Origin of the sequence: Bacillus cereus group sp. BfR-BA-01381 (assembly GCF_022663555.1) — a bacterium.
Taxonomy (GTDB): Bacteria; Bacillota; Bacilli; order Bacillales; family Bacillaceae_G; genus Bacillus_A; species Bacillus_A pacificus.
Genome location: NZ_JAKUFR010000009.1, coordinates 41,390 through 64,526, shown reverse-complemented (window position 1 = coordinate 64,526; position 23,137 = coordinate 41,390). Strand labels below are relative to the sequence as shown.

Here is a 23,137-nt window from a genome sequence, read left to right as displayed (position 1 = left end):
ATAAGGAAATGGAGACCAAAAAACAGATGTATAGATTGACTTTGAAGTGCTTATATCAGGGATATAACAATTCTCCCGCTACACTAGTATAGTGGCCTTTATGAATAGCAAAATCTACAATTTACAAGGAGAACATTTTATGAGTAAGAGAATAAAAGAATTAGATTCTATACGAGGGTTAGCGGCACTTACTGTGGTATTTGGACATTTTTGTTTAATGCTACCATCGTTGCCTAATGCTATTAAATTTTCCCCACTTAGGTTTTTATGGGCGGGTGGGGAAGCTGTTATCGTTTTTTATGTACTAAGTGGTTTCGTGTTGTCTATGGCACTTTATCATTCAAAAACAAATTATTGGGGATATTTAATTAAGAGATTTGTAAGAATCTATATTCCTTATTATTTTTGGATAATCGTTACCTTTGCTTTATTTATTTTATTTTCGCCGTATGAAGTGGTAGGACTACGTGATTGGTTCTATGATAGATGGCAAGGGTCTATAACAAAATTAGATATTATAAACCACTTTGTGCTTCTTAATAACTTTTTTACGGAAAATTATAATCCAGTTATTTGGTCATTGGCTCAAGAAATGCGTATATCTATTGTGTTTCCTTTGTTATTTCTTCTCTTTTATAAACTGAATTGGAAGAAAACGATGCTATTTGCTTTGAGCTTTTCTTTAATTAGTGTTTTTCTTAATATGTTGCATATTGGGAAAGCTGAGGGGTTTTATAATGGTTATGCTGATACGCTACATTTTACATCTATGTTTATGGTTGGAATGTTACTTTTTAAACATCAGGAAAAACTTATCTACTCATATAGGAATATGAAAAAATTTAATAAAGGATTTCTTATTGCACTAGGGATTATTTTATATTTATATTCCATTTTAATTTATGGTATTTCCCGTAATGATACTACTTTCTTATTAAAAGATTGGGGTGTCGTAATGGGTGTTAGTATATGTATTATAATGGCCATGAGTAACCTAAAAGTAAAAGCATTTTTAAATAAGAGTGTGTTTGTATATTTAGGGGAAATTTCATACAGTATCTATTTGTGCCACTTTCCAATCATGATGGTACTATTTAAACTTTTGTATACAAAGATACCTATCTTTTTCCTTCTTATTTTGTGCATTACAATGACACTACTTTTTTCTATAGTTTCGTATCATTTAATCGAAAAGAAATGTATCAATTGGGCAAAACAAAGAACCACAAATTTATTGAAAAAAGTATAATGCCTAGAGAGAGTTTATTTCTTTAGTAAATATACGAATATGACCGATTCCTAAGCATTTTTATGAATCGGTCAATTTAGGATTATAAATGTAAATATAGTAAAGTGGAATATAAATGAAATCGAAAACCATTTAGAAATAACAATTACGTTGTGAGCTATTGTATAGTATAGATATGGTTAATACTAAAGGGGGAATACATATGTGGAAGCGATTTGTAGCGATTGGTGATAGTTTTACAGAGGGAATAGGGGATGAAGTTGAGGGGATTGTATTAAAAAGCTGGGTAGATCACTTTGTTCAACTGTGTGTACACGATATAGAATATGCCAATTTTGCAAAGCGTGGTTTAGTAACGAAAGAAATTCGCTCGCAGCAATTGGAAAAAGCATTAACTTTTAAACCAGATTTGGTTAGTCTAATTGCGGGTGCAAACGATGTATTAAAAGGACGTTGGAATCATCAAGCATATAAGAACGATATGGAATTTATGATAGATAAATTAAGTAAAACAGAAGCTGATATTGTTATAGCAAACCTTCCAGATTTTACAGTGCGGCATCCTTTTGCTTCTGAAAAAAAACAAGTAATAAAAGAACAATTATTAGAGGTAAATGATGTTATATGTTCACTAAGTAGAGAGTATAAGCTTCATCATGTTGATTTTTGGAATCATCAGTTAGTTAATGACAATACGCTTTGGTCTACGGATTTCATTCATCCAAACTCAAAAGGCTATGTAAAAGTTGCTGAATTGATTTTTAATAGTTTGCCTGTACATGATTCTTCTAAATAAGCTGTAGAATGACCAAAACTCCTGTCGGACATATCGCACAGGGGTTTTTAATACGAAAAAGAAGGATAAAGGGCTATAAATTATAGTTTAAGTAACTTTTTATTTTTGATATTTTCTGTTGCAGAACTCTTTGTATAAGGGTTCTTTTTTGTAGATATTTGATACAAAAAAGATAGAATTGGAGAACAGGAACCAAGAGATATTTTAAATGAAATTGTTAAAACAATACTAATAATAAAGTTCGTTAATTATATCGGCTTCTTCTTTTTGTATGAGCTTAAAGACTTCTCTCTTCTAATCCGGCTTAACCATAAATTAAATTTTTATTGTAAATGTGGAACAATTTCAATACTTACGCTGTCTATTAATCGTTACGCGTTTTTATTTAATATATCAAGAAAGGAAAAAACATTTTTATATAAGGGAGAAGATTGAATTGAAAAAATTATGGATACTGCTTTTCTTTTGTGTCGCAGTTATGTTGGTAGGATGTAATAAAAACGAATCGCCAAAACAAGCATTTGAAGAATATATAAATTTATGGAATGATAAAAAATTTGCAAATATGTATGATCATTTATCAGAACATGCCCAAAAAACGATTTCTAAAAAGGAATTCACAGAGAAATATCAAAAAATTTATGAAGGTATTGGCGTTAAGAATTTAAAAGTTAAAACGAAAGGAGAGAATGCAAAAGATAAAGAACTGTTACTTTTTGAAGTTAAGATGGATACAGGTGGAGGAACAGCTTCATTTATCCATGAGGCAAAACTTGTGAAAGAGAAAGAATCTTGGAAAATAGATTGGACACCAGATTTTATTTTTCCAGGTATGAAAAAAGATTACAAAGTACGTATGCAAATAGAACAAGGAAAACGTGGGGAAATATACGATCGAAATGGGAAAGGTCTAGCAACGAATGGTAAAGCAACTGAAGTTGGAATTATTCCAGAGAAACTCGGCGAAACGGCGGCGCAAACAAAAGAAATAGTAGCACAGTTACTGGATATGTCTATAGAAGAGGTCGATCAGAAGCTTACAGCGAAATGGATAAAACCGGATTCCTTTGTACCAATTGGTATTTTAAAAGAGGGAACTAGACAGAATGATTATATTGAATTAGAAGGAGTATCATCTCGTCCAGTCAATATTCGTACGTATCTATTAGGTGAAGCAGCTGCACATTTAACTGGATATATAGGAAAGGTGAATGCAGAGGAATTAAAATCGCTTCAAAAAAGAGGTTATCAAGCTGATGATTTAATAGGTAAGACAGGTTTAGAGAAAGTACTTGAGAATAAATTGCGTGGTGAAAAGGGTGGACGCGTATTTATAGAAGATGAAAACGGGCAAGAAATTAAAAACGTAGCCAAAAAAGAAGCGAAAGCAGGGGAAAATGTTACGTTAACAATTGATGCTGCAATTCAAGAAAAAATCTATAAGGAGATGAAAAATGAAGCCGGCTCTAGTGCAGCGATCAATCCTAAAACAGGTGAAACAATCGCGCTTGTAAGTAGCCCTGCGTATAATCCAAATACAATAGTTAGAGGAGCATCAAAGGCCCAACGAGAAGCATGGAATAACGACTCGAAACTACCAATGATGAATCGCTTCACACAAGCATTTGTACCAGGTTCCGTATTTAAAACGATTACAGGTGCAATTGGTTTGGAAACAAACACAATAAAACCTAAGGAAGAATTTAATATTCAAGGATTAAAGTGGACAAAAGATTCCTCTTGGGGAAATTATTATGTAACACGTGTGAAGGATGCAAGTCCAATTGATTTTGATAAGGCAATGAAGTACTCTGATAATATTTATTTTGCTCAACAAGCTTTGAAAATGGGAAAGGATCAGTATGTAAATGAATTTAAAAAATACGGATTTCATGAAAAATTACCAATTGAATACGCATTTCCTATTTCAATCATTGCAAGAGATGGGATAAAAAATGATATTCAACTAGCAGACACGGGATACGGACAAGGACAAGTATTAATGACACCACTTCATTTAGCATTAACATATGCACCGATTGTGAATGAAGGGAATATTCCGTCGCCTCATCTTTTAAAAGAAGCAAAAGTTACGGGGAATTGGAAAGAAAATGTGATTTCTAAAAAGAATCAAGACATATTAAAGAGTGTATTAATCAAAGTCATTAATGACCCTGATGGCGCGGGGAGAATTGCTAAGATTAATGGTGTAACTCTTGCTGGTAAAACAGGTACAGCAGAATTGAAAGAATCGAAAGAGGCAGACGGAAAAGAACTCGGATGGTTTGCAGCTTTTGATGCAAATGAGCCAGACATGATTGTAACCATGATGATTGAAGATGTAAAAGGAAGAGGAGGGAGCAATGTTCCAGGCGAAAAAGTAAAACATATTTTTCAGAAATAATAGCTTATCATAAGGTGAAATCTTCTAGTAAATTCACTATATGTTTGCTTAACTCAAAGGTATAAATTGCTTGAAATATAGAACAAATATATTTTAAAAAAGCATTCTTACTAGTCGAGAATGCTTTTTTACTGTGGCTACAGAAAGTTGATAACTCATCTTCATGTTCATTTTTGAAAGGTTGACATTGTAAATAGTAAATAGAAGAGTAAAACAAAATGAAATGGACAAGTTTTAAAATTAAACAAAACAGTTATTTAGTAAAACATAAATAGAGCACACAAATAAGCATGCTCTAAGAAAAAATGTGATATAAGTGGAGTGTTGCATGAAATTCACAAATAATAATCAGATTTTTATGAGTGTATTTTTAACATTGTATGCTTTACTTGTTTTTTAGGAGCCTGTCATGTAAGAGAATGTATGGGGGATTACACACCTTTACATTCTCAAGAGGATTTTTCTATCAAAAAAAGATAAACAATGGAACAAATGAAATTTGTATCTTGTCTATATATTGAAACCATAATAAAAGTGAGGGCAGTTTTATGTTTATTCAAATAAGTTTGAGGTGTGGAAATGGAACAGACGTTTATTGAAAAGTGTAATCATGATGAGCTGGACTATGTTATAAAAGACTATTGGCAAGATGTATGGAATTATTCATTTATTATTACGAAAGATCCACACTTATCAGATGATATCACGCAAGATGTATTTATAAAGGTATTTAAAAATTGGAATTCATTTCGAAAGGAGTCATCTATTAAAACGTGGATATTAAAAATCACAAGAAATACGGCAATAAACTATTTGAAATCATCTTATTTTAAAAGAATATCTTTAGTAGGTTTTTTTAGTGATGATAAGCAAACTGTGTCGGCAGAACAAGAATTTTTTAAGCAAGAAGAAATGAATGATGTGTGGAAAGTTGTATTAAAACTACCTAAAAAGCACCGTGAAATAATAATATTGGATGCAAAATATGAATTATCTTATGAAGAAATGGCTGAAACACTAGGAGTATCCATTGGAACTGTAAAATCTAGATTAAGTAGAGCAAGAAGTAAGGTTTCAAAATTAATAGGGGAGGGTAGTAGTGATGAACAATAAACAAAATCCTGACTGGTATAGAAAATTAAAAAAAGGCCCAATGGAACACCGTAAAAACGAAGAAGAATATATTTATAAAATAAAGCAATCTATATATGAAAGTAATGAGGGAGGCTCTCTAAAACAAACAAGACGATTTCGTAAAAAAGCATTGCCAATTGTTGTGGTTTTAGCTTGTACATTTTTATTTTTTATTGTTCAACAACCTTGGCTTGATGATAATAAATCACCGGTACAAAGTAGTACACAAATTAAGCCTAAAACAAAAGATGAGTCTGCTCAAGATCCAACATTAAAACAATTCATGAATGAGTTATATCAAAGTACAAATGTAAAAAATAAAAATGAATTGTATAAAGCATTAAACGATGAAGTTCAATTTAAAGGGAAGAGCTATAAGAAGGATGAATTGAAGTTTGATGAAGATATTTTTCATGAGTTGCAAGTCGCTCTTACAATGGGGGGAGAATTTGCAAATGATACAAAACATGTATATAAAGTACCAAGTGGTTTGACAGAAAGTAACCAACCAAAGCAACCTCATTTTATATATGCAACTGTTACTGGAAATAAAACGAAAATTTTAGCTGAACCAAAGCGAGAATCGCAAGTTTTATATGAAGTATCTAATGAAATGGTAAAAGCTTGGATTCCAGAAAAAGTGCAGAAAGATGAATATATAAAAATATCGACAATTAACGGTAATACTGGATATGTACAAAAAGAGTATGTTTTAACTGACATTAAATACTCATTTATGTTTGAAAAGAATAATGAAGGTGAATGGAAAATAATAAATATAGATTCTATTTGGTAAAAAAGGAAGGTTCATTAAAGTGAACCTTCCTTTTGGTTTTTATTCTCTTTTTGAAGAGTATTCCAGGACTCTAAAATTTCTGATGTAACGAGAGCAGCAATGTTTTTTTCTGAATTACTACCAGGAATAACGACAGAAAGGGCAATTTGTGGATCTTCGGTAGGAGCATATGCAATGAATAGAGAATGATTGATCATTCTTGCTTGCTCATTCGGAAAACCTGTAATACCTGTTTTACCAGCGACGTCGAAGGGCAACTTTTTAATCTCCTCTATATTTTGACTCATTCCACCTTGTACGACACTCCAAAAGTTCATTGGGTAACGATTTGAACTTTCTAAAATTGGTTTAAACTTTTTTGTTTCTTTACCATCTTGACCAATAATAGCACTTACGATTTGAGGTTTATATTTATCACCTTTACTTGCTAAAGTTGCTGCATATTGAGCAAGTTGAAGAGGAGTATGCACTTCATTTCCTCCCCAAGAGGCATTTAATAAAGCGGAAATTCCATTTTCAAACTTATTAGAGGGATGGAATTCATATTGTCCGTCTTCTTCAAAGGGTAAATCAATCCCGGTTTTAGAACGTAGGCCGAATTGCATTAAATAATCTGTCCATATATGTGCCACTTTTTCTATATTTCCATTATTTTGGTTGAATAAGGGCAAAGCTACTTTTGCTGTCATAAATGTGTTAGATGAATTAATGATAGCCTGCCTCGGTGTAATCTCACCTGTTGGTGTTCCAGGTGCATTCGTAATATTATTTTGATTATCATACTGAAAAGTACCCTTATCTAAGTAAGTATCTTCAGGTTGAAAAAGCTTTTCGTTTAATCCAATTAAAATAGTAAGTGGCTTTATAGTAGAAGCCATATTTACATAAGATTCACCATACTTTAATTTTTGAATTGCATTATTTTGCGAAAGTGATTTTATGTTATTTATTTTAGTTGATACATGTGTATGTAATATATTTGGGTCAAAAACTGCCGAGTTGGCCATAGTTAGAATTGCGCCAGTTTTTGCATCGCTCACTACAGCATAACCAGCTTTAGCATCAGGTGTTTTCTTAATTTGAGATTTTAATGCTTCCTCTGTTTTTTGCTGTAACTTAGAGTCTAAAGCTAATTGGACATCTTTTCCCTTTTGTACTTTTTGAATATTCCATAAGAATTTTTTGTTATTTATTTTAAAAATAAGAGTTTTACCAGGTTTTCCTTTTAAATCATTTTCATATTGCAACTCAATCCCGCTTTTTCCAACAACCATATACTTTGAATTAAGGTCATGTTCTACATACCCAATTACCTGTGAACCAATTTCGTGTTTAGGATAATAACGTATTACTTCATCTTTAATTATTACATTTTTGGGTTTGTTTTTGTTTATGAATGCAAGTTCGTTCTCAGTTATGTCAGAGTATAACGGTATATCATTCATAGTTTGCTTTTTACAAGATTGTTGTAATTGAGATTTTATATTCTCTGTAGAAATATGATGTTGAAACTCGTTTGAAAATTGATTAAAAAAAGCTAATGTGTTTGCTGTATCTTGTTTCGATAGCTTGTCCTCATTAGAAGTGCAATATAAAGACTTAACTTTCTTATTTGTAGCTAGTATTACACCATTTTGATCAAGTATTTCTCCTCTTTCAGCTGAAGAAGTTTCGGTAGTAATTGAAACGAAATGGCTTTTTAATAAAATGATTAAAATAACACCTACAATAGAAATAATCGCTATAAATCTCCATCTTTTTATTTTTGTATGTAACATAAAACCCTCCCTTTTTAGCCTATTCCATATTATAGTTAATTATTTTTTTTGTAAATGTGGAACAAATTTATTATTTAGATTGTCTATTAAGTATTACAGCATGAAGAAAGGAATAAATAGTATGAAATTTTACTTTTAAGGTGAGTCGTTATACAGTGTAGCATTTCTAATGCAAACGACAAAAAATAGAGAGAAAACAAGACAGGAGAGTTTTGAACTACGTAGTAAAACGAAAAGAAATGGATGCTTACAATGGTTTAGTGAAAAAGTCGAAACGATATTTATCCCGCTATTTGTCGGGCAGTAAGATCCCCACCTCAAAATTCAGCGGAAGCAAAGAAGTTAGATGGGGGATCAACTGTCCGTAAAAGCCCGATTGGTGAGGGTTGATTAAGGTTTCACTTTATAATTGGCCATCGTTACGTAATATATAAGCAAATATATGGAGGATTTATGGAAAAGCAAAAAGGAAATAAGAAGACATATATATCTATTCGATTAAATATCATGTTCCTTTGTATATTTTTACTATTCTCAGCTATTATTATGCAGCTAGGGAAAGTACAAATTGTTGAGGGAGAGGCTTATAAGAACCAAGTGGAAAGTAGTCAAAATGCAATAACGAGTATTCCAGTTCCACGTGGACAAATTTTAGATCGAGAAGGGAAAACAGTCGTTAATAATAAATCTCTTCGCACAATTACGTATACAAGGGTAAAGGGGATTACGAGTGAAGCTATTTTAAAAACAGCAAAAGACTTGGCGGAAGTACTTGAAATGCCTGAACAAGATATAAATAAATTAACCGATATCGATAAAAAGGATTTTTGGATGCAGTTGAATACGAAACGTGCGGAAACAATGATTACGAAAAAAGATATAGAAAAGTTTAAAGAAAAGGGAATAGAGGGAAAAGAGTTAGATAAAAAAATAGAAGAATTAAGACGAAGTCGAGTTACAGAAGGTGAATTGGCAGAATTAACAGCACAAGATTTAAAGGTGTTAGCTATTAAAAGTAAAATGAGCTCAGGTTATCAACTAACACCACAAATTATAAAAAAAGATGTAACAGATCAAGAGTATGCGCAAATCAGTGAAAATCTTGCGGAGTTTCCAGGGGTAGATGCAACGGTTGATTGGGAGCGCAATTATGTAAATGGTGATTTATTTCGTTCCGTGTTAGGTAATATTACGAGTAGTGAAGAAGGTTTGCCAAAAGAAAATTTAGATTCTTATTTAGTACGCGGATATAACCGTAATGATCGTGTAGGGAAAAGTTACATTGAACAACGATATGAAGATGTGTTACATGGTACAAAAGAAGAAGTGAAAAATATTACAGATAAATCAGGAAATATTATAAACACAGAAATAATTTCTAAAGGAAAAAGTGGTAATAGTTTAACATTAACGATTGATATGGAATTACAACAGAAAGTGGAAGAAAGTTTAGAGAAAAATTTGAGAGCTTTTAAGAGTTCAGAGCCGCTATTGGACCGAGCTTTTGTTGTTATGACGAATCCGAATAACGGACAAATTTTATCTATGGCAGGCAAAAGGATTGTAGAAAAAGAAGGGAAAATGGAAATCGAGGATTTGGCATTAGGTAATATGACAACTTCGTATGAACTAGGATCAGCTGTAAAAGGTGCAACTTTATTAACTGGATATGAGACAGGGGCAATACAACCAGGAGATCAATTTTATGATGCACCGATGAAATTTAAAGGTACACAAGCTAAGAAATCGTGGAATGTATCCGGATTTGGTAATATTAATGATTTACGAGCTCTACAAGTATCTTCGAATGTATACATGTTCCAAACAGCTTTAAAAATTGCGGGCGTTCATTACGTACCAAATGGTTCATTGGATATAAAACAAGAAGCATTTAATACGATGCGCTATTATTTTAAGCAATTTGGTTTAGGAGTTCCTACGGGTATTGATTTACCGAATGAAATAATTGGACAAACTAGAAAAGTAGATAGCCAGCCTGGGTTTTTACTAGATTTTTCTATCGGGCAGTATGATACGTATACGCCATTGCAATTAGCACAATATATTTCAACAATTGCTAATGGCGGTTATAGAATGCAACCTCAAATTGTACAAGAAATACGAGAGCAATCAATAAAAGAAGAGGTTGGAAAAGTTATTCGCTCAATAGAGCCTGTCGTATTAAATCGAATTGATATGAAGACAGAACATATTAATCGGATAAAAGAAGGCTTTAGATGGGTATTCCAAGAAGGTGATGGAACTGGCGTGAAGTATTTCAAAAATGCTCCATATAAACCAGCAGGAAAGACAGGAACAGCTCAAACTGTATATGGTGGAGATGATCCAATTGGTAGAAATGCAAAAGGAGAACGTATGGAATGCTACAACTTAACGTTAGTTGGATATGCTCCATACGATAATCCAGAAGTAGCGTTCTCAGTAGTAGTTCCGTGGCTTCATAATGATAAAAGTGGAATTAATTCTATAATTGGAAAGGAAGTTTTAGATGCATACTTTGATTTAAAACAGCAACGTATACATGGTGAGGGTGCTAGTACAGATAGTCCTAATCAAAATTAGTAAAATTTGATTACTTTTCTCAGGGGAAGAGACCCTATTTTATATAAAGCATTTATAAGTAAAAAGATGAGGTGTGAAATAAGGGGTAGCCTCGATCATAGTTGCTACTCTTTATTTTGTTAATAACACCGATATTAGTTATAAAATTTTTTTAGATTATGGAACAAATTTATTTCGGTGATTGTCTATTATATGTAAGTAAAAAAAGTGTTAAGAACTTGAAAGGAATGATGATTTTGAAAAACAAGAGGCTGCTAAAAATAGGAATATGCGTTGGTATATTAGGTTTAAGTCTTACAAGCCTAGAAGCTTTTACAGGAGGATCACTGCAAGTTGAAGCGAAAGAAAAGAATGGGCAAATAAAACATAAAAATCAGGCGACGCATAAAGAGTTCTCGCAACTTGAGAAAAAATTTGATGCTCGATTAGGTGTATATGCGATTGATACTGGTACAAATCAAACAATCGCTTATCGACCTAACGAAAGGTTTGCCTTTGCATCAACTTACAAGGCTTTAGCGGCAGGGGTATTACTGCAACAGAACTCTACTAAGAAATTAGATGAAGTTATTACTTATACGAAAGAAGACTTAGTGGATTATTCACCTGTTACAGAGAAACATGTAGATACTGGAATGACACTAGGAGAAATTGCGGGGGCTGCTGTTCGTTACAGTGATAATACTGCAGGGAACATTTTATTTCATAAAATAGGCGGACCGAAAGGATATGAAAAAGCGCTTAGAAAGATGGGGGATCGGGTTACTATGTCTGATCGCTTTGAAACAGAGTTAAACGAAGCTATTCCAGGAGACATTCGTGATACTAGTACAGCGAAAGCAATTGCTACGAATCTTAAAGAGCTTACGGTCGGAAATGCGCTTCCGCATCAAAAGCGTAACATTCTTACAGATTGGATGAAAGGGAATGCTACAGGAGACAAACTTATTCGTGCAGGCGTGCCAACTGATTGGGTAGTTGCAGATAAATCAGGAGCGGGAAGTTATGGAACACGAAATGATATTGCTATCGTTTGGCCACCAAATAGAGCACCAATTATTATCGCAATTTTATCTAGTAAAGATGAGAAAGAGGCTACCTATGATAATCAACTAATTAAAGAGGCGGCTGAAGTTGTCGTTAATGCTTTTAAGTGATAGTCTCTCAATTCTTTATGTAATGTAATTGAAAATATGAACTTGGAAAGCGATTCTTTTTAATGTGAAAAGAATCGCTTTTTTGTATTTCTAATACATTTATAATCCAGCTAACAAAAGAATTAAGTATATTATATGTAGTATTACCAATAGCTATACTGGTTAAGATTCCTATGGAGGCGCTTTATTCAGTAAGAGAAATATGTAATTATACATATTTCTTTTTTATAATGTTTTTATATGCAAAATCCTTTACGTATGCATTATCGATTATATTCAAAATGTCACAGGCCTTGATATGTCTGTAAAAACGTATCAAAATTTTACTTTAAGACACACGGTATATAAATTTTTGATTGGGCAAATTCCTCTTTTTTAGGAAGAGTAAAAACACCTACTATAAAAATTTTCACAACAGAGCCAGATAACGTGATAAAGTATTTATTGCTGTGCATGTAAATATCAAAAAAGCCTTACAAAATGATGTTTGTATTGGTTTAGTTTTTACAATTTTAGGAAATCAATAGCATTTTATGACGTTATTATTAACCTAGTTTTCAAGAAATAGAGGTGAATGTAGGATGACTAAACCTTTTAAAAAAAATAGTCGTTATATGGTAGGGTTGGACAGTCTAAGGGGTCTAGCTATACTAGGTGTTATTTTGTATCATATTAATTTTAATTGGATGCCTGGAGGGTTTTTAGGAGTTACAGTATTTTTTGTACTTTCAGGTTATTTAATTACAGATATTCTAGCCATGGAGTGGAAGAGAAATAAGAGAATTGATTTGAAAAAGTTCTGGCTTAGTAGGGCAAGAAGATTACTTCCAGGAATGATTGTCATGCTCGTTATAACATTGGCATGGATTACGATTTTTCATAGCTCTTTACTTGAAAAAATGCGTGGAGATTCATTAGCGGCATTATTTTATGTTAGTAACTGGTGGTATATTTATCATAAATTATCGTACTTTGATAATTTTAACCAGATTTCGCCATTAAATCATTTTTGGTCGTTAGCAGTCGAAGAACAATTCTATGTTGTCTGGCCGTTTATTATTAGTTTAGGACTTTACTACATAAAAAAACAATCCCGTATGATTTTATTGATTTGTCTAGGAGTATTTGCTTCAGCTTTAGCAATGACAATTTTGTATGAACCTGGAGTTGATCCGAGCAGAATATATTATGGTACAGATACGAGGGCCTTTTCATTACTTATCGGAGCGGTACTTGCCTTAGTTTGGCCAAGCAATAGGCTTGCTAATAAAATTATCCCGAAGGCGCGTTTCATTCTTGATGTAGTGGGTGGCATTGCTCTTATTATTATTTTGGTTATGTTTTGGAAGACCAATCAATATGATCCATTTCTATACAAGGGAGGAATGGTTCTTTTATCAATTGCAACAGCATTGTTAGTGGCAAATCTAGCTCATCCAGCTAGTCGCATTGCTCAATTTTTACGATTTAGACCTTTACGTTGGGTAGGGGTAAGATCGTATGGCATATACCTCTGGCATTATCCAATTCTCACATTAACGACTCCAAAAGTAACTGTAGGGGATTTTTCAATAATAAGAGCAATCCTTCAATTTCTTCTAATAATATTGATTGCGCAAATTTCATGGAAGTTTATCGAAAAACCAATCCGACAAGGTGCGCTCCAGAACATTCAGTTTAAGAACTTAAGACTTCAAAATGTCACTTTAGGTGTTAAGTTAGCTTTAGTTTGTTCATTATTCTTTACGTCAATAGCAATTTTAGGCTTATTAAATGCTAGTAAGGCTAAGGGGAATAATCAACAAGATAAGGTGGAAGCAGTACAAACACAACCCGTGCCACATCCAGTTGCTGTTTGGGAAAAACCAAATCAAGAAACGCCTCTAAATCAAGGGGAATCAAAAGAAGCAAATTCTGCACACCCTAAAAATCCAATCACAGTTACTGCGATAGGCGATTCCGTTATGATTGATATTACTCCATATTTAAAAAATACTTTTCCTGATATTAGGATTGATGCGCAAATTGGCCGTCAGCTGTCAAAAGCGATTCCAGTAGTTGAACAGTTAAAAAATGAAGGGAATTTAGGAAACTATGTCATTGTCGGATTAGGTACAAATGGAGCCTTTACTACTGAACAACTTGTTTCATTAATAAAATTAATTGGAAACGAACGTAAAATAATATTTATTAATACGAGAGTGCCACGTCCGTGGGAATCAATTGTGAACGAGAGACTGAAAGTAACAGTAACTAAATATCCTAATGTAACTCTAGTTGATTGGTATGCGGCAAGTGCTGGAAAGAAAGACTACTTTGCACCTGATGGTGTGCATTTAACCAATGTAGGTGCAGAAGCATACGCAGTCCTTGTGGCTAAAGCGGTTAATCAATAATTAATTATATTTGATCAAATTCTTTTGCACAGTTAGCTGAAATAAAAAAAATCTATGTTTGAAGAAATAAACTTTTGGCATTTAGCAATAATCCCTGTAATTCATAATACAATGACAAGCGAAGTTTGGTTGAAGACTTCGCTTTTTTGTACGGGACATGAATGGTGTCGATACCTTTTACTATACATATGGCATAACAAAAATGTTGAATTTCTGTGGTTTTAACAAAATGGTTGTCACTTTATATGTTAATAATCCTGTTCTGTAGGGCTCTTTAACGGGCTACTTATATTTTTCTTACAAGATAATGTATTAGTTCAGTTAGTAATCTTTTAAATGATTTTCTATGATTAATTAAATATTTCATTTGTTAATATTGATGTATGTAATTTTATTATCTTTCGAAAATGTAATGTTGAAGTCATGTTTTTGAATTTTTCTTCAAACGAAAACAGATTAAGATTACAGTATTATAAAAAATCAATGAGGTGAACAATATGAAAAAATATATGTCACTTTTTAGTCTTTTAGTTGTATTTGCAAGTCTACTAGTTGGATGTGATATTAATATCATCACAAAAGATGAATATTATGTTTAAATTAAAAAAGATTGAAAAGTGAGCGTTTCTTTCTGATAAATTTTGGGATTAATTTACTAAGGACTATGACAAATTTAAGAACAAGAAGAAAAGTATTTGATACTAGAATTCTGGAAGCGCTAGGATAGAAATTAAATGTTTTTGTAAAAAAAGAATTGACTTATATACTAGTTGTAACTAGAATGGTTACATGCAGGTGTAATCAAGTGAGTTACATCCGGTGTCTGTTTTTTTTTTATGTGCACAGTTATCTTTTGTTAAAAATCAAATTTAATCTTTTTTGAAAGGGTTAGTTTTGAAAAATATATTAAGGTAACTCAAAAAAGAACAAGATATAAAAAGATGTACTTATATAAACCCGAAATTTAGCTGAGCTGGATAATAAAAATAAAGGTAGGAGATTTAAATGGAGACGAAACAAGATAACCTTATTTATGTATGGGACGCTTATTGTGGATGGTGCTATGGCTTTTCAGAAAGTATTAAAGGGTTTTACAAAAACCACACTGAAATACCGTTAACCGTTTTATGTGGAGGTTTATTTTTAGATAATTTACCAATGAAAAATTTCTCATATATAGAAGAGGGAAATAAAAGAATTAATCAACTCACAGGTGCAGAATTTGGTCCTTCATATCAAAAATTGGTGGAAGAAGGTACTTTTAAAATGAATTCGAAAGATGCTGCAATTGGTTTTTCGGCATTACGCTCATTAGCTCCAGGCCGTTTGTTAGAATTCACTTCGGCTATGCAAAAAGCGTTTTATTATGAGGGACAAAGTCTAAGTGATCCTGAGACATATCGTAAGATTGCAATCGAGCATGGTTTGGACCCTGAACAAGTATTAGAACGCTTAAACGCTCAAGAAACAGTAATAGACGTCCAAAATGATTTCAATAAAGTTCGACAGCTTGGTGTTAATAGTTATCCTTCATTACTTTTACAAAAGGATAATCAAATTATTCCTATTGGTGGCGGGGTAATGACGCCAGATAAAATCGAAGCACGTTTTAAAAGTTTATATTAAAAAATCTTAAGCTACAGTATATTGCATGTAACGTTTTAAGAAAAACTACTATAAGTAAATGGACTAAACCTTTTTTATAATAGTTGGTTTCAATTTGTATTTAAATAGTCCAATTTTATTATAGGCCATAGTAATAAACATATTATCTTACGCCAACTGACATTTATCTCCCGAATAAATGTTTGTGCTGTCACACTTTCAGGTGAATTGAATAGGGAGTTTCTATTTGAACAAGAAAAAATGTGTGATTTATTTAATAACTTTAACAAAAGGAGAGAAACATTCTATGTTTAAAACAATCGATACAAATCAAAAAGATGTGAAATTAACGGTTTTTCGTTCGGATGAAAAAAGTTTTATGGTCACTGCAACCTTAGTTGAGAAAGCAGGACATGCATTTTTAATAAACTCAAAATTTACTCAGTCTGATTCGAAAGAAATTGTGGATTATTTGAAAAACAATAACTTATCTCTAGATAAAATCTTTATTATCCATGGGGATCCTGATTACTATTTCGGGTTAGAAAGTATTAAAGCTGCATACCCAGAAGCTATAGCGTATGCTACGGAGTCTACGGTTGAACATATTGTTCATTCTGTATTAGGGAAATTGAAAGTTTGGAAAGATGCGCTTGGAGAGAATGCACCAAATAATGTGGTATTACCTCAAGTGTTTAAGGGAAAATCTATTGATTTTCAGGGGCTAACATTTGAACTAGTAGGCTTAGACGATTACAGAACTAGCTTATTTAACAGAGAACTGAGATTATTAATTGGGGGAATAGATGTATTTAACGAAATCCATCTATTCTTAGCAGATACTAGTTCAAAAGCAGCAATGGAGGCATGGATTGAGAACTTGAAAGTGTTACAGGCTTTAAATGCTGACGTAATTATACCGAGCCATGGATCAATTGAAAAATCATTAGATAGTCAAGCGATTACTGCAACTATGGATTATTTAAGAACTGCAATTCAAGCTTCTGAGGAAAGTAAAACTTCAAAAGATTTTGTAGCAAAACTTGAAACAGCATATCCAGGCTATGCTAATAAGGGTGTATTAGAGTTAAGTGCAAAAGTTGTAACGAAAGAAATGCCTTGGGGTTAATGCAATGAATAAATATCAAAAATTATTACATGAAACGTATGTGTTAACTGGCGAGGGAAAAATGGATGCTTTCAAAACGTATTTAAGTGAAAAGGTATCTTGGACAGAAGCTGCTGGGTTTCCATATGCGGGCACTTATGTAGGTCCTGATGAAGTAGTGAAAAATGTACATGAACGTCTTGGAACTGAATGGGATAACTACAGCGCTAAAGATGAAATTTATGCTTTTAATAACAATACTGTTATCGTGTATGGAAAATATAGTGGAACATATAAAGTAACAGGGAAATCATTCATAGCAGATTTTTGTCATCTTTATGAGTTTGATGAGAACGATAAGGTTAAAAAGTTTATTCAAATTGTGGATAGTGCAACTGTTAATGAGGTATTAAGTTAGAGTTACTAGTTTCTAATATATCTCGTATAAGAAGTATTGTTAGGATAGATGGATTTTCCTAACAATATTTCTTACATCACATTCTGGGAATGATTTTTCCTTTATTAAGCGTGTTATTGAAGATGAATTATAAAATTAGAAGAGGTAGGTATATATGAAAATAGAGAAAAATTTAATAGTAATAATTATTTCTGTGTTTATTTTAGGAATTGTGTCGACTTTGATATTTCAAGCTTCAACTGGTAATACCAAAGGTCACTCAATAAAGAGCGAGAATGTTGCACCAGTATCGAAAGATAATGTGACAGAAAAAGAAAAGAATAAAAAGATGGTAGTTGATTTCTATAATGAGGTTTTTAACAAACATAATATCGATATTATCCCTAAATATGTAAGTGAAGATTATAAGCAACATAATCCTTTTGTTGCTGATGGACGAAAAGCCTTCATGGATTTCTTTAAGGAGGACTTTGTAAAAAATCCAAATTCCTCTGCAGAGATTAAACGTGTAGTAGCTGAAGGAGATACAGTTGCTCTTCATGTACACTCTCGTACTAATTCTCAAGATAAGGGAGTTGCTATAGTGGATATTTTTCGTATAGAGGATGGGAAGATTGTTGAACATTGGGATGTAATTCAAGAGATTCCCAATGAGGCAGCTAATAATAATACGATGTTTTAGGTAGAAGATATATCTAATAAATGTTTAATTGTTAGAGATATCTAGAATCTTGAAATTTAGACAAGTTATGTTTTAAGGTGAGTAAAAATAAAGGGATGCCCTAGATATGTTACTAGGACATCCCTTTTTGTTTTAATAAGATTTAATCTAATATGATGTATAGGGTACTTATTGTATGTATTTTTTATCATTAAATCACTTTATGATTAATGACAATCGCTTATGTCTTGAAAAACTATTCATTTATTTGAAATATAGTTTCATCAGGTCTAGAGAATCCATACAATTTCCTTGCGAACTTTAAAATACCTTCTTCGCTCTCTGTTAAAGTTTTAATATCGTTTTCATAATAACGTCCTATGATTTCTAATTCAGACAATCTTTTCTTTTCTTTATTTAGTGTAATTTGTTTTTCTTGAATCATTTGTTCTTGCTTATAAATGCAGATTTGAATGGAAATAACCATAGGTAGCATAAAAGCAAGTGCTAATAAAAGACGACGTCTTAGCTTTTTATTCGTTTGTAGATTCTTGTTAGGATTAATTTGTGTTTTTGAGATGGATTGTTGTGGTAGTGAATTTGGGATAGTCCCCATTTTAATGCCTCCATTACCTATGTATAGAATTTAAACTGCTTAAAAGTATTATATATGCTAAATAGATAATTTTGAACTTATATGTGTAAAGAGAACTTTTATGAAATTTAAATAAAATCCCTATTTAGTTGCAAATAAAAAGCACCATAAAAGGTGCTCAATAACTACCACTGAGTTGATCATGATTACTTTACGTATGTTCTTGATAAATGTGCATTTTTGTATAAAAACTTTATTTTATCAATTTGTAGGTTGATACTGTTCCCTAAACGAAAAGAACCAAGTAAAAAAGTCTTTGTAGTAGGCCTGCAGGTAAAGGGAAAAGAGAAACAAGTGAGATAAGGATTGTTATTACTATTAAGCTTAGTAAACAGAAATATGTCCATTTTCCAGCTTTTTTAAGATTCTTAGCAAAAATAAATAATCCTGGAAATACAGTAAGCATACCTATCCAAACTAGAATAGAATGTCCAATTAGGTTTATATCTGCAGGAATTAATCCTGAAACTATAGTAGAGACTCCTATTATAAGTATAAAAAATGTTGCTATTTTATTAATTTTTGTTTTTTCTAGATGTTGTGAAATATATAGTACTCCAATACAAAATGTTATTCCATTAAGGATAAAGAGTAAATTCATCCAAAAGTGATTAGGGGAGCATATTTCATAAGGCGCTATTTCGTAGGTGAATTCTCCACAGGTTGTTACACCTAGGTCACTCATTGCATGATGCAAATAGTTATAAGGTGCTGTAGAAATGAAAATAAAGAAAGGTTCAATTAAAAATATAGGCAAGTTAAAATCCAGCTAAATAAGCCAATTTTATTTGATATATACATTAGATTCCTCCCTTGAAAAAGTATAGTTCCATTATAGATGGTTACATTATCGGAAGTGAAAAATTGTAAATCAAGAGTCGATAATTCTGTTCAATAATATAGGATTTTCTGGACAAATATGCTTAGCAGAAAGACGTATAAAAAATGGATGGAGCAAAACTTAACTAAATAGTTATTTGAAAATAAATAACGGCAAAAACGTCAGGCAATCAATTAAGTTGCCTGACGTTTTTGTACGGTAAAGGATAGATTCCTCTACAAAAGGGAGAAATAAAGAAAAATGTTTTTAAATGAAATTCATAAAAGATTGATAGGCACTACCGAGGGAAAATACCGTAGCTACCGCATGGGCAGTCCATTAGGCTATTTAATTTTAATATGGTGTTGTGTAAGATTCCGTATACGATATAAATGATCAATACAAATGCAATTAATTGAAGTGCTAACAAAAATAATGGGTGTTCTAAAGCACTAAAGTCAAGTTGTTCCATTAATTTATCACACTCTTCATTTAATATATTAATATAATTAAAATGAAGGGTGTGAAGGTTTTTACTATAAAGTTTCAAATCTATATATATTTGACGGTAGATAAGTGAATGTTAACCAAAACCCTACTGTATAAAAAAAGAGAAGCGCTTAATCCGGACGCTCCTCTTAATGCCAATATACAATAACTATTCCATTATAATGTATAAGCGTAAAATATTTAACAATTAGCTATGTGGTAAAAATTTCATTTTGTGTTAGTTTAAAAATAAAAAAGAGCACGTAATAAAGTGCTCTCGTGACGAGATTCATTTCGTAAAGACTATTTTATAAAGAAAGGAACACTGAATATTATATGTGCGTGCAGTTAATTGAGTTCGTTTTTTACAAAAAAGAGCAGTTAGTACAAGCTAACTGCTCTAATCATGGAATATGGTTCGAAATGGGTTGTCTATATTATTGACGGAATATTGAGTTTTATTTAGGGGTACCTAAAGGATTTCTTTTTAACTTAATGCATATACCACAAACAAAATAATGGCTAAAAATACAGATAATGAAAATGTCAGAAAGACTGTTATTATACTCCTGAGCATCGCTTTCCAGTTGCTTACTTTAGTTGTGTTCTGCCATTATGGTGAGATTTGTAATTCTATTAAAAATAGTAACAGCTCGTCCAAACTTAACTAATCTATCTTACATAGTATGTAGTAATAAATTTAAAGGAGGAATCTAGTATGTCTTATTACTACGATGATTATTGTAAGGATTCCAAAAAGAAATATCATGACTGTCATAAAAGCAGTAAGAGTTATGACAAATGTGATAAAAAACATGAGGAAAAGCCTTGGTTTAATGTAAAAGTGAATTGTTGTTCTGATGATAGCGGATATAATCTTGTAAGAGCATCTGCTTTTAGAGCTGTGAGTACAGTTAATCAGAATTTGCCAGCAAATACATTTGTTAAAGTTTTATTCCAAAATGAACAATTTGATTTAGCAAATGAATATAACCCTGCAACATCCATTTTTATACCTAAGACAAGAGGTGTTTACTCTGTTATTGGAACAATTGCGTTCATTCCCAATAATCTAAATGTAAACTATAGAGCGCGGGTAGAAATTCGTGTTAATGGGAATCCGGCAATTGCAATAGATAACGATTTTTTTGGCCCAATAAACTTTGCTAATGTTGTAGCTGTTTCATCGATAATTCAATTGAATGCAGGGGATATAGTTGAGGTTTTTGCACAAAGTAGCGTAGCTGGAGTTATTTCAAATGTAGAAAATAGTACGCATTTTGAAGCTGCAAGATTCCCGTCTCCACAAGTATAGGTAGTATGAAATCTTGTCAGTAATTTTATCTAAGTAAAGTCCCTAATTTATATTTGCCCTGCATAAATGCAGGGCTTTTTTCTTTGTAAAAAAGTTATTCGAAGAGGAAAATAAACGGATTTCTTCCTAGTTGTATAGAAAGTGGTGGGTGATATGAAGTGAAGCAAAAACACGTGTTAGCTCAAGAAGATTATATGAAAGGTATGAAGTGCAAGGAACTGGCTGAGAAAAAAAGCATGGTTGGAATCGAAAAGGGCTGCACCTAGATGCCTAAAGGTGAAAGAACAAATTGTTTGGCAGTAACATTGCAAACTTATCAATCTATTCTAGGGTTTGTTACAGGGTACGATGAGACTAAGAAGTTCTTAAAATTGAAAAAATCCCCTTAATAATGTTAAAGAGACCTTGCTCACGCAAATAATATTTATAAAGAATTGCTAAAGAATGAAATTACATAAATGCTTTTAGAAGTTCTTGAATTAATGGGATTGCTCCACCAATAAATTTTAAAACTGCCATTACGATTTCCATATTATTCTCTCCTCTGTTTTTGTATTAAGATGTGTGAATCTTTATAACCACATTATAGTAAGCGCTTATATTTATAACAATACATTTTTGTATGCAATATATTGAATGTGAAATTATCAAAGTTGATTTAATAATAATTATTGTATTCTATAATCATCGTGATTGCAGGAGATTTTTTCTGGAATAATGAGATAGTAATGTTAAAATAGATTAGTCTTATGAAGCACGAATTAAAACTATTGGATAGGATTATTGATGTCTTTAGGCAGTGGAAACAAAAGATAGATTAATTAAAGGTGGTGGATATCTTAAAAACAAAAGCTAAATATCAAACTTGGATACGAATGTACAAACTACTGATCTTTTTGGTTATTTCACTCATGCTTTTTTAGTGACATTATTATCTGTTAATTTATATCTACGAATTCTATCGGGGTTTTTAGCATTACCTTTTATTTATATAGCAATTATACTTTCTTATTCTGTTTACCAATTTACAGCATTCGGGGGGAATTATCAGTCAAAAATACATGATTTAATTGTTTCTAAGGTGAATTGGGATGGAAAGGGAAAAATACTGGACATCGGAACAGGCAGTGGTTCGCTGATTATTAAATTAGCAAAGACTTTTCCTAAATCCTTTTTAACTGGAATCGATTATTGGGGAGGAAATTGGGAATATTCGAAAGCCCAATGCCAACAAAATGCGGAAATAGAGGGGGGCTATAATAGGATTAATTTTATAAAAGCTAGTGCTTCCAAAATTCCTTTTAATGATGAGGAATTTGATGTAATTGTAAGTTGTTTAACATTTCATGAAGTAAAAGATGCAGAAAATAAAATGGAAGTAATTAAGGAAGCATTAAGAGTATTAAAGCCTGGCGGTGAATTTGTCTTCTTAGATTTGTTTATGGATGAAAAAATGTTTGGGGAGAAAAAAGAACTCTTAAATATTTTAAAAGAATATGATGTATCTGAAGTTAATGGCTACAAGCTTGCTGAAGAAATGAAGATACCAAGGATTTTATTGAACAAAAAAGTATTAGGAAATGCAATGATTTTGAGTGGAAAGAAATAAAAATGTATTTAATTTAAATCCTGTATACATCTTTTGTACTAGTAGTCCTAAGTCTAAAAGTATGTACAATTACACCATTTGACTAATGGGTAAACTTTCTAAACTGATATATACTAGTATTGTGTCTTGCATTTTTAGATGCAGTACACAGCCGGTGATTGGCT

General features: G+C 32.0%; 16 protein-coding genes and 6 pseudogenes. 16 read left to right on the top strand and 6 right to left on the bottom strand.

Annotated features, from left to right (window positions below):
- Window positions 1–100: 100 nt before the first annotated feature.
- The 5 genes from MR079_RS05090 (at window position 101) to MR079_RS05070 (ending at window position 6,379) form a co-directional block, all read left to right on the top strand.
- Window positions 101–1,249: an acyltransferase family protein gene (locus tag MR079_RS05090; protein ID WP_041184666.1), complete on the top strand. Its 1,149-nt coding sequence runs from the start codon at window positions 101–103 to the stop codon at window positions 1,247–1,249.
- A gap of 175 nt (window positions 1,250–1,424) precedes the next feature.
- Window positions 1,425–2,045 (top strand): SGNH/GDSL hydrolase family protein, encoded by a 621-nt coding sequence (locus MR079_RS05085; protein WP_242293660.1) that lies wholly within the window; start codon window positions 1,425–1,427, stop codon window positions 2,043–2,045.
- A gap of 436 nt (window positions 2,046–2,481) precedes the next feature.
- A complete protein-coding gene (locus tag MR079_RS05080) occupies window positions 2,482–4,449 on the top strand; it encodes a penicillin-binding transpeptidase domain-containing protein (RefSeq protein ID WP_242293659.1) in 1,968 nt (655 codons plus the stop codon).
- A gap of 579 nt (window positions 4,450–5,028) precedes the next feature.
- Complete coding sequence (locus MR079_RS05075; protein WP_000438333.1) at window positions 5,029–5,562, top strand: RNA polymerase sigma factor; 534 nt, start codon at window positions 5,029–5,031, stop codon at window positions 5,560–5,562.
- Window positions 5,552–6,379: an anti-sigma factor gene (locus MR079_RS05070; protein ID WP_087952680.1), complete on the top strand. Its 828-nt coding sequence runs from the start codon at window positions 5,552–5,554 to the stop codon at window positions 6,377–6,379. The genes MR079_RS05075 and MR079_RS05070 overlap by 11 nt, the downstream gene beginning before the upstream one ends.
- 14 nt (window positions 6,380–6,393) lie before the next feature.
- Here the strand turns inward: MR079_RS05070 and MR079_RS05065 are convergent, their stop codons facing one another.
- On the bottom strand, window positions 6,394–8,157 hold the full coding sequence (locus MR079_RS05065) for a peptidoglycan D,D-transpeptidase FtsI family protein (protein WP_242293658.1): 1,764 nt from the start codon (window positions 8,155–8,157) through the stop codon (window positions 6,394–6,396).
- 169 nt (window positions 8,158–8,326) lie between these two features.
- Here MR079_RS05065 and MR079_RS05060 point away from each other — a divergent pair, with 169 nt between their 5' ends.
- The 3 genes from MR079_RS05060 (at window position 8,327) to bla (ending at window position 11,897) form a co-directional block, all read left to right on the top strand.
- A complete protein-coding gene (locus MR079_RS05060) occupies window positions 8,327–8,464 on the top strand; it encodes a hypothetical protein (protein WP_173601498.1) in 138 nt (45 codons plus the stop codon).
- Window positions 8,465–8,610: 146 nt separating this feature from the next.
- On the top strand, window positions 8,611–10,740 hold the full coding sequence (locus tag MR079_RS05055) for a peptidoglycan D,D-transpeptidase FtsI family protein (protein WP_097851744.1): 2,130 nt from the start codon (window positions 8,611–8,613) through the stop codon (window positions 10,738–10,740).
- A gap of 230 nt (window positions 10,741–10,970) precedes the next feature.
- A complete protein-coding gene (gene bla, locus MR079_RS05050; RefSeq protein ID WP_455551096.1) occupies window positions 10,971–11,897 on the top strand; it encodes a class A beta-lactamase Bla1 in 927 nt (308 codons plus the stop codon).
- Between the two features lie 7 nt (window positions 11,898–11,904).
- Here bla and MR079_RS05045 read toward each other — a convergent pair.
- Window positions 11,905–12,072, bottom strand: a pseudogene (locus tag MR079_RS05045) (undecaprenyl-diphosphatase); the annotation flags it as partial.
- Window positions 12,073–12,478: 406 nt separating this feature from the next.
- Here MR079_RS05045 and MR079_RS05040 point away from each other — a divergent pair.
- From MR079_RS05040 to MR079_RS05020, 6 genes and pseudogenes are all read left to right on the top strand, one after another.
- Window positions 12,479–14,293, top strand: a complete 1,815-nt coding sequence (locus MR079_RS05040; RefSeq protein ID WP_242293656.1) for an acyltransferase family protein — start codon at window positions 12,479–12,481, stop codon at window positions 14,291–14,293.
- A 497-nt stretch (window positions 14,294–14,790) separates the two neighbouring features.
- A pseudogene (locus tag MR079_RS29530) lies at window positions 14,791–14,889 on the top strand (YxeA family protein); the annotation flags it as partial.
- A 409-nt stretch (window positions 14,890–15,298) separates the two neighbouring features.
- Window positions 15,299–15,919: a DsbA family protein gene (locus MR079_RS05035; RefSeq protein WP_048554401.1), complete on the top strand. Its 621-nt coding sequence runs from the start codon at window positions 15,299–15,301 to the stop codon at window positions 15,917–15,919.
- Window positions 15,920–16,205: 286 nt separating this feature from the next.
- Entirely contained in the window at window positions 16,206–17,027 is an 822-nt protein-coding gene (locus tag MR079_RS05030; RefSeq protein WP_098298366.1) for an MBL fold metallo-hydrolase, read from the top strand.
- Between the two features lie 4 nt (window positions 17,028–17,031).
- Window positions 17,032–17,424: a nuclear transport factor 2 family protein gene (locus tag MR079_RS05025; RefSeq protein WP_070806042.1), complete on the top strand. Its 393-nt coding sequence runs from the start codon at window positions 17,032–17,034 to the stop codon at window positions 17,422–17,424.
- Window positions 17,425–17,578: 154 nt separating this feature from the next.
- On the top strand, window positions 17,579–18,106 hold the full coding sequence (locus MR079_RS05020; protein ID WP_242293655.1) for a nuclear transport factor 2 family protein: 528 nt from the start codon (window positions 17,579–17,581) through the stop codon (window positions 18,104–18,106).
- 235 nt (window positions 18,107–18,341) lie between these two features.
- Here the strand turns inward: MR079_RS05020 and MR079_RS05015 are convergent, their stop codons facing one another.
- From MR079_RS05015 to MR079_RS05005, 3 genes and pseudogenes are all read right to left on the bottom strand, one after another.
- Window positions 18,342–18,701: an FtsB family cell division protein gene (locus MR079_RS05015; protein WP_070806044.1), complete on the bottom strand. Its 360-nt coding sequence runs from the start codon at window positions 18,699–18,701 to the stop codon at window positions 18,342–18,344.
- Between the two features lie 265 nt (window positions 18,702–18,966).
- Window positions 18,967–19,541 (bottom strand): annotated as a pseudogene (locus MR079_RS05010) (DUF998 domain-containing protein).
- Between the two features lie 286 nt (window positions 19,542–19,827).
- Window positions 19,828–20,032 (bottom strand): annotated as a pseudogene (locus MR079_RS05005) (hypothetical protein).
- Between the two features lie 735 nt (window positions 20,033–20,767).
- On the opposite strand from MR079_RS05005, the gene MR079_RS05000 reads away from it, so the two are divergent.
- Entirely contained in the window at window positions 20,768–21,364 is a 597-nt protein-coding gene (locus MR079_RS05000; RefSeq protein ID WP_060630892.1) for an ABC transporter permease, read from the top strand.
- A gap of 450 nt (window positions 21,365–21,814) precedes the next feature.
- Here MR079_RS05000 and MR079_RS29325 read toward each other — a convergent pair.
- A pseudogene (locus MR079_RS29325) lies at window positions 21,815–21,997 on the bottom strand (hypothetical protein).
- Window positions 21,998–22,200: 203 nt separating this feature from the next.
- Here MR079_RS29325 and MR079_RS04995 point away from each other — a divergent pair.
- Window positions 22,201–22,973: pseudogene (locus MR079_RS04995) on the top strand (class I SAM-dependent methyltransferase).
- Window positions 22,974–23,137: the final 164 nt, after the last annotated feature.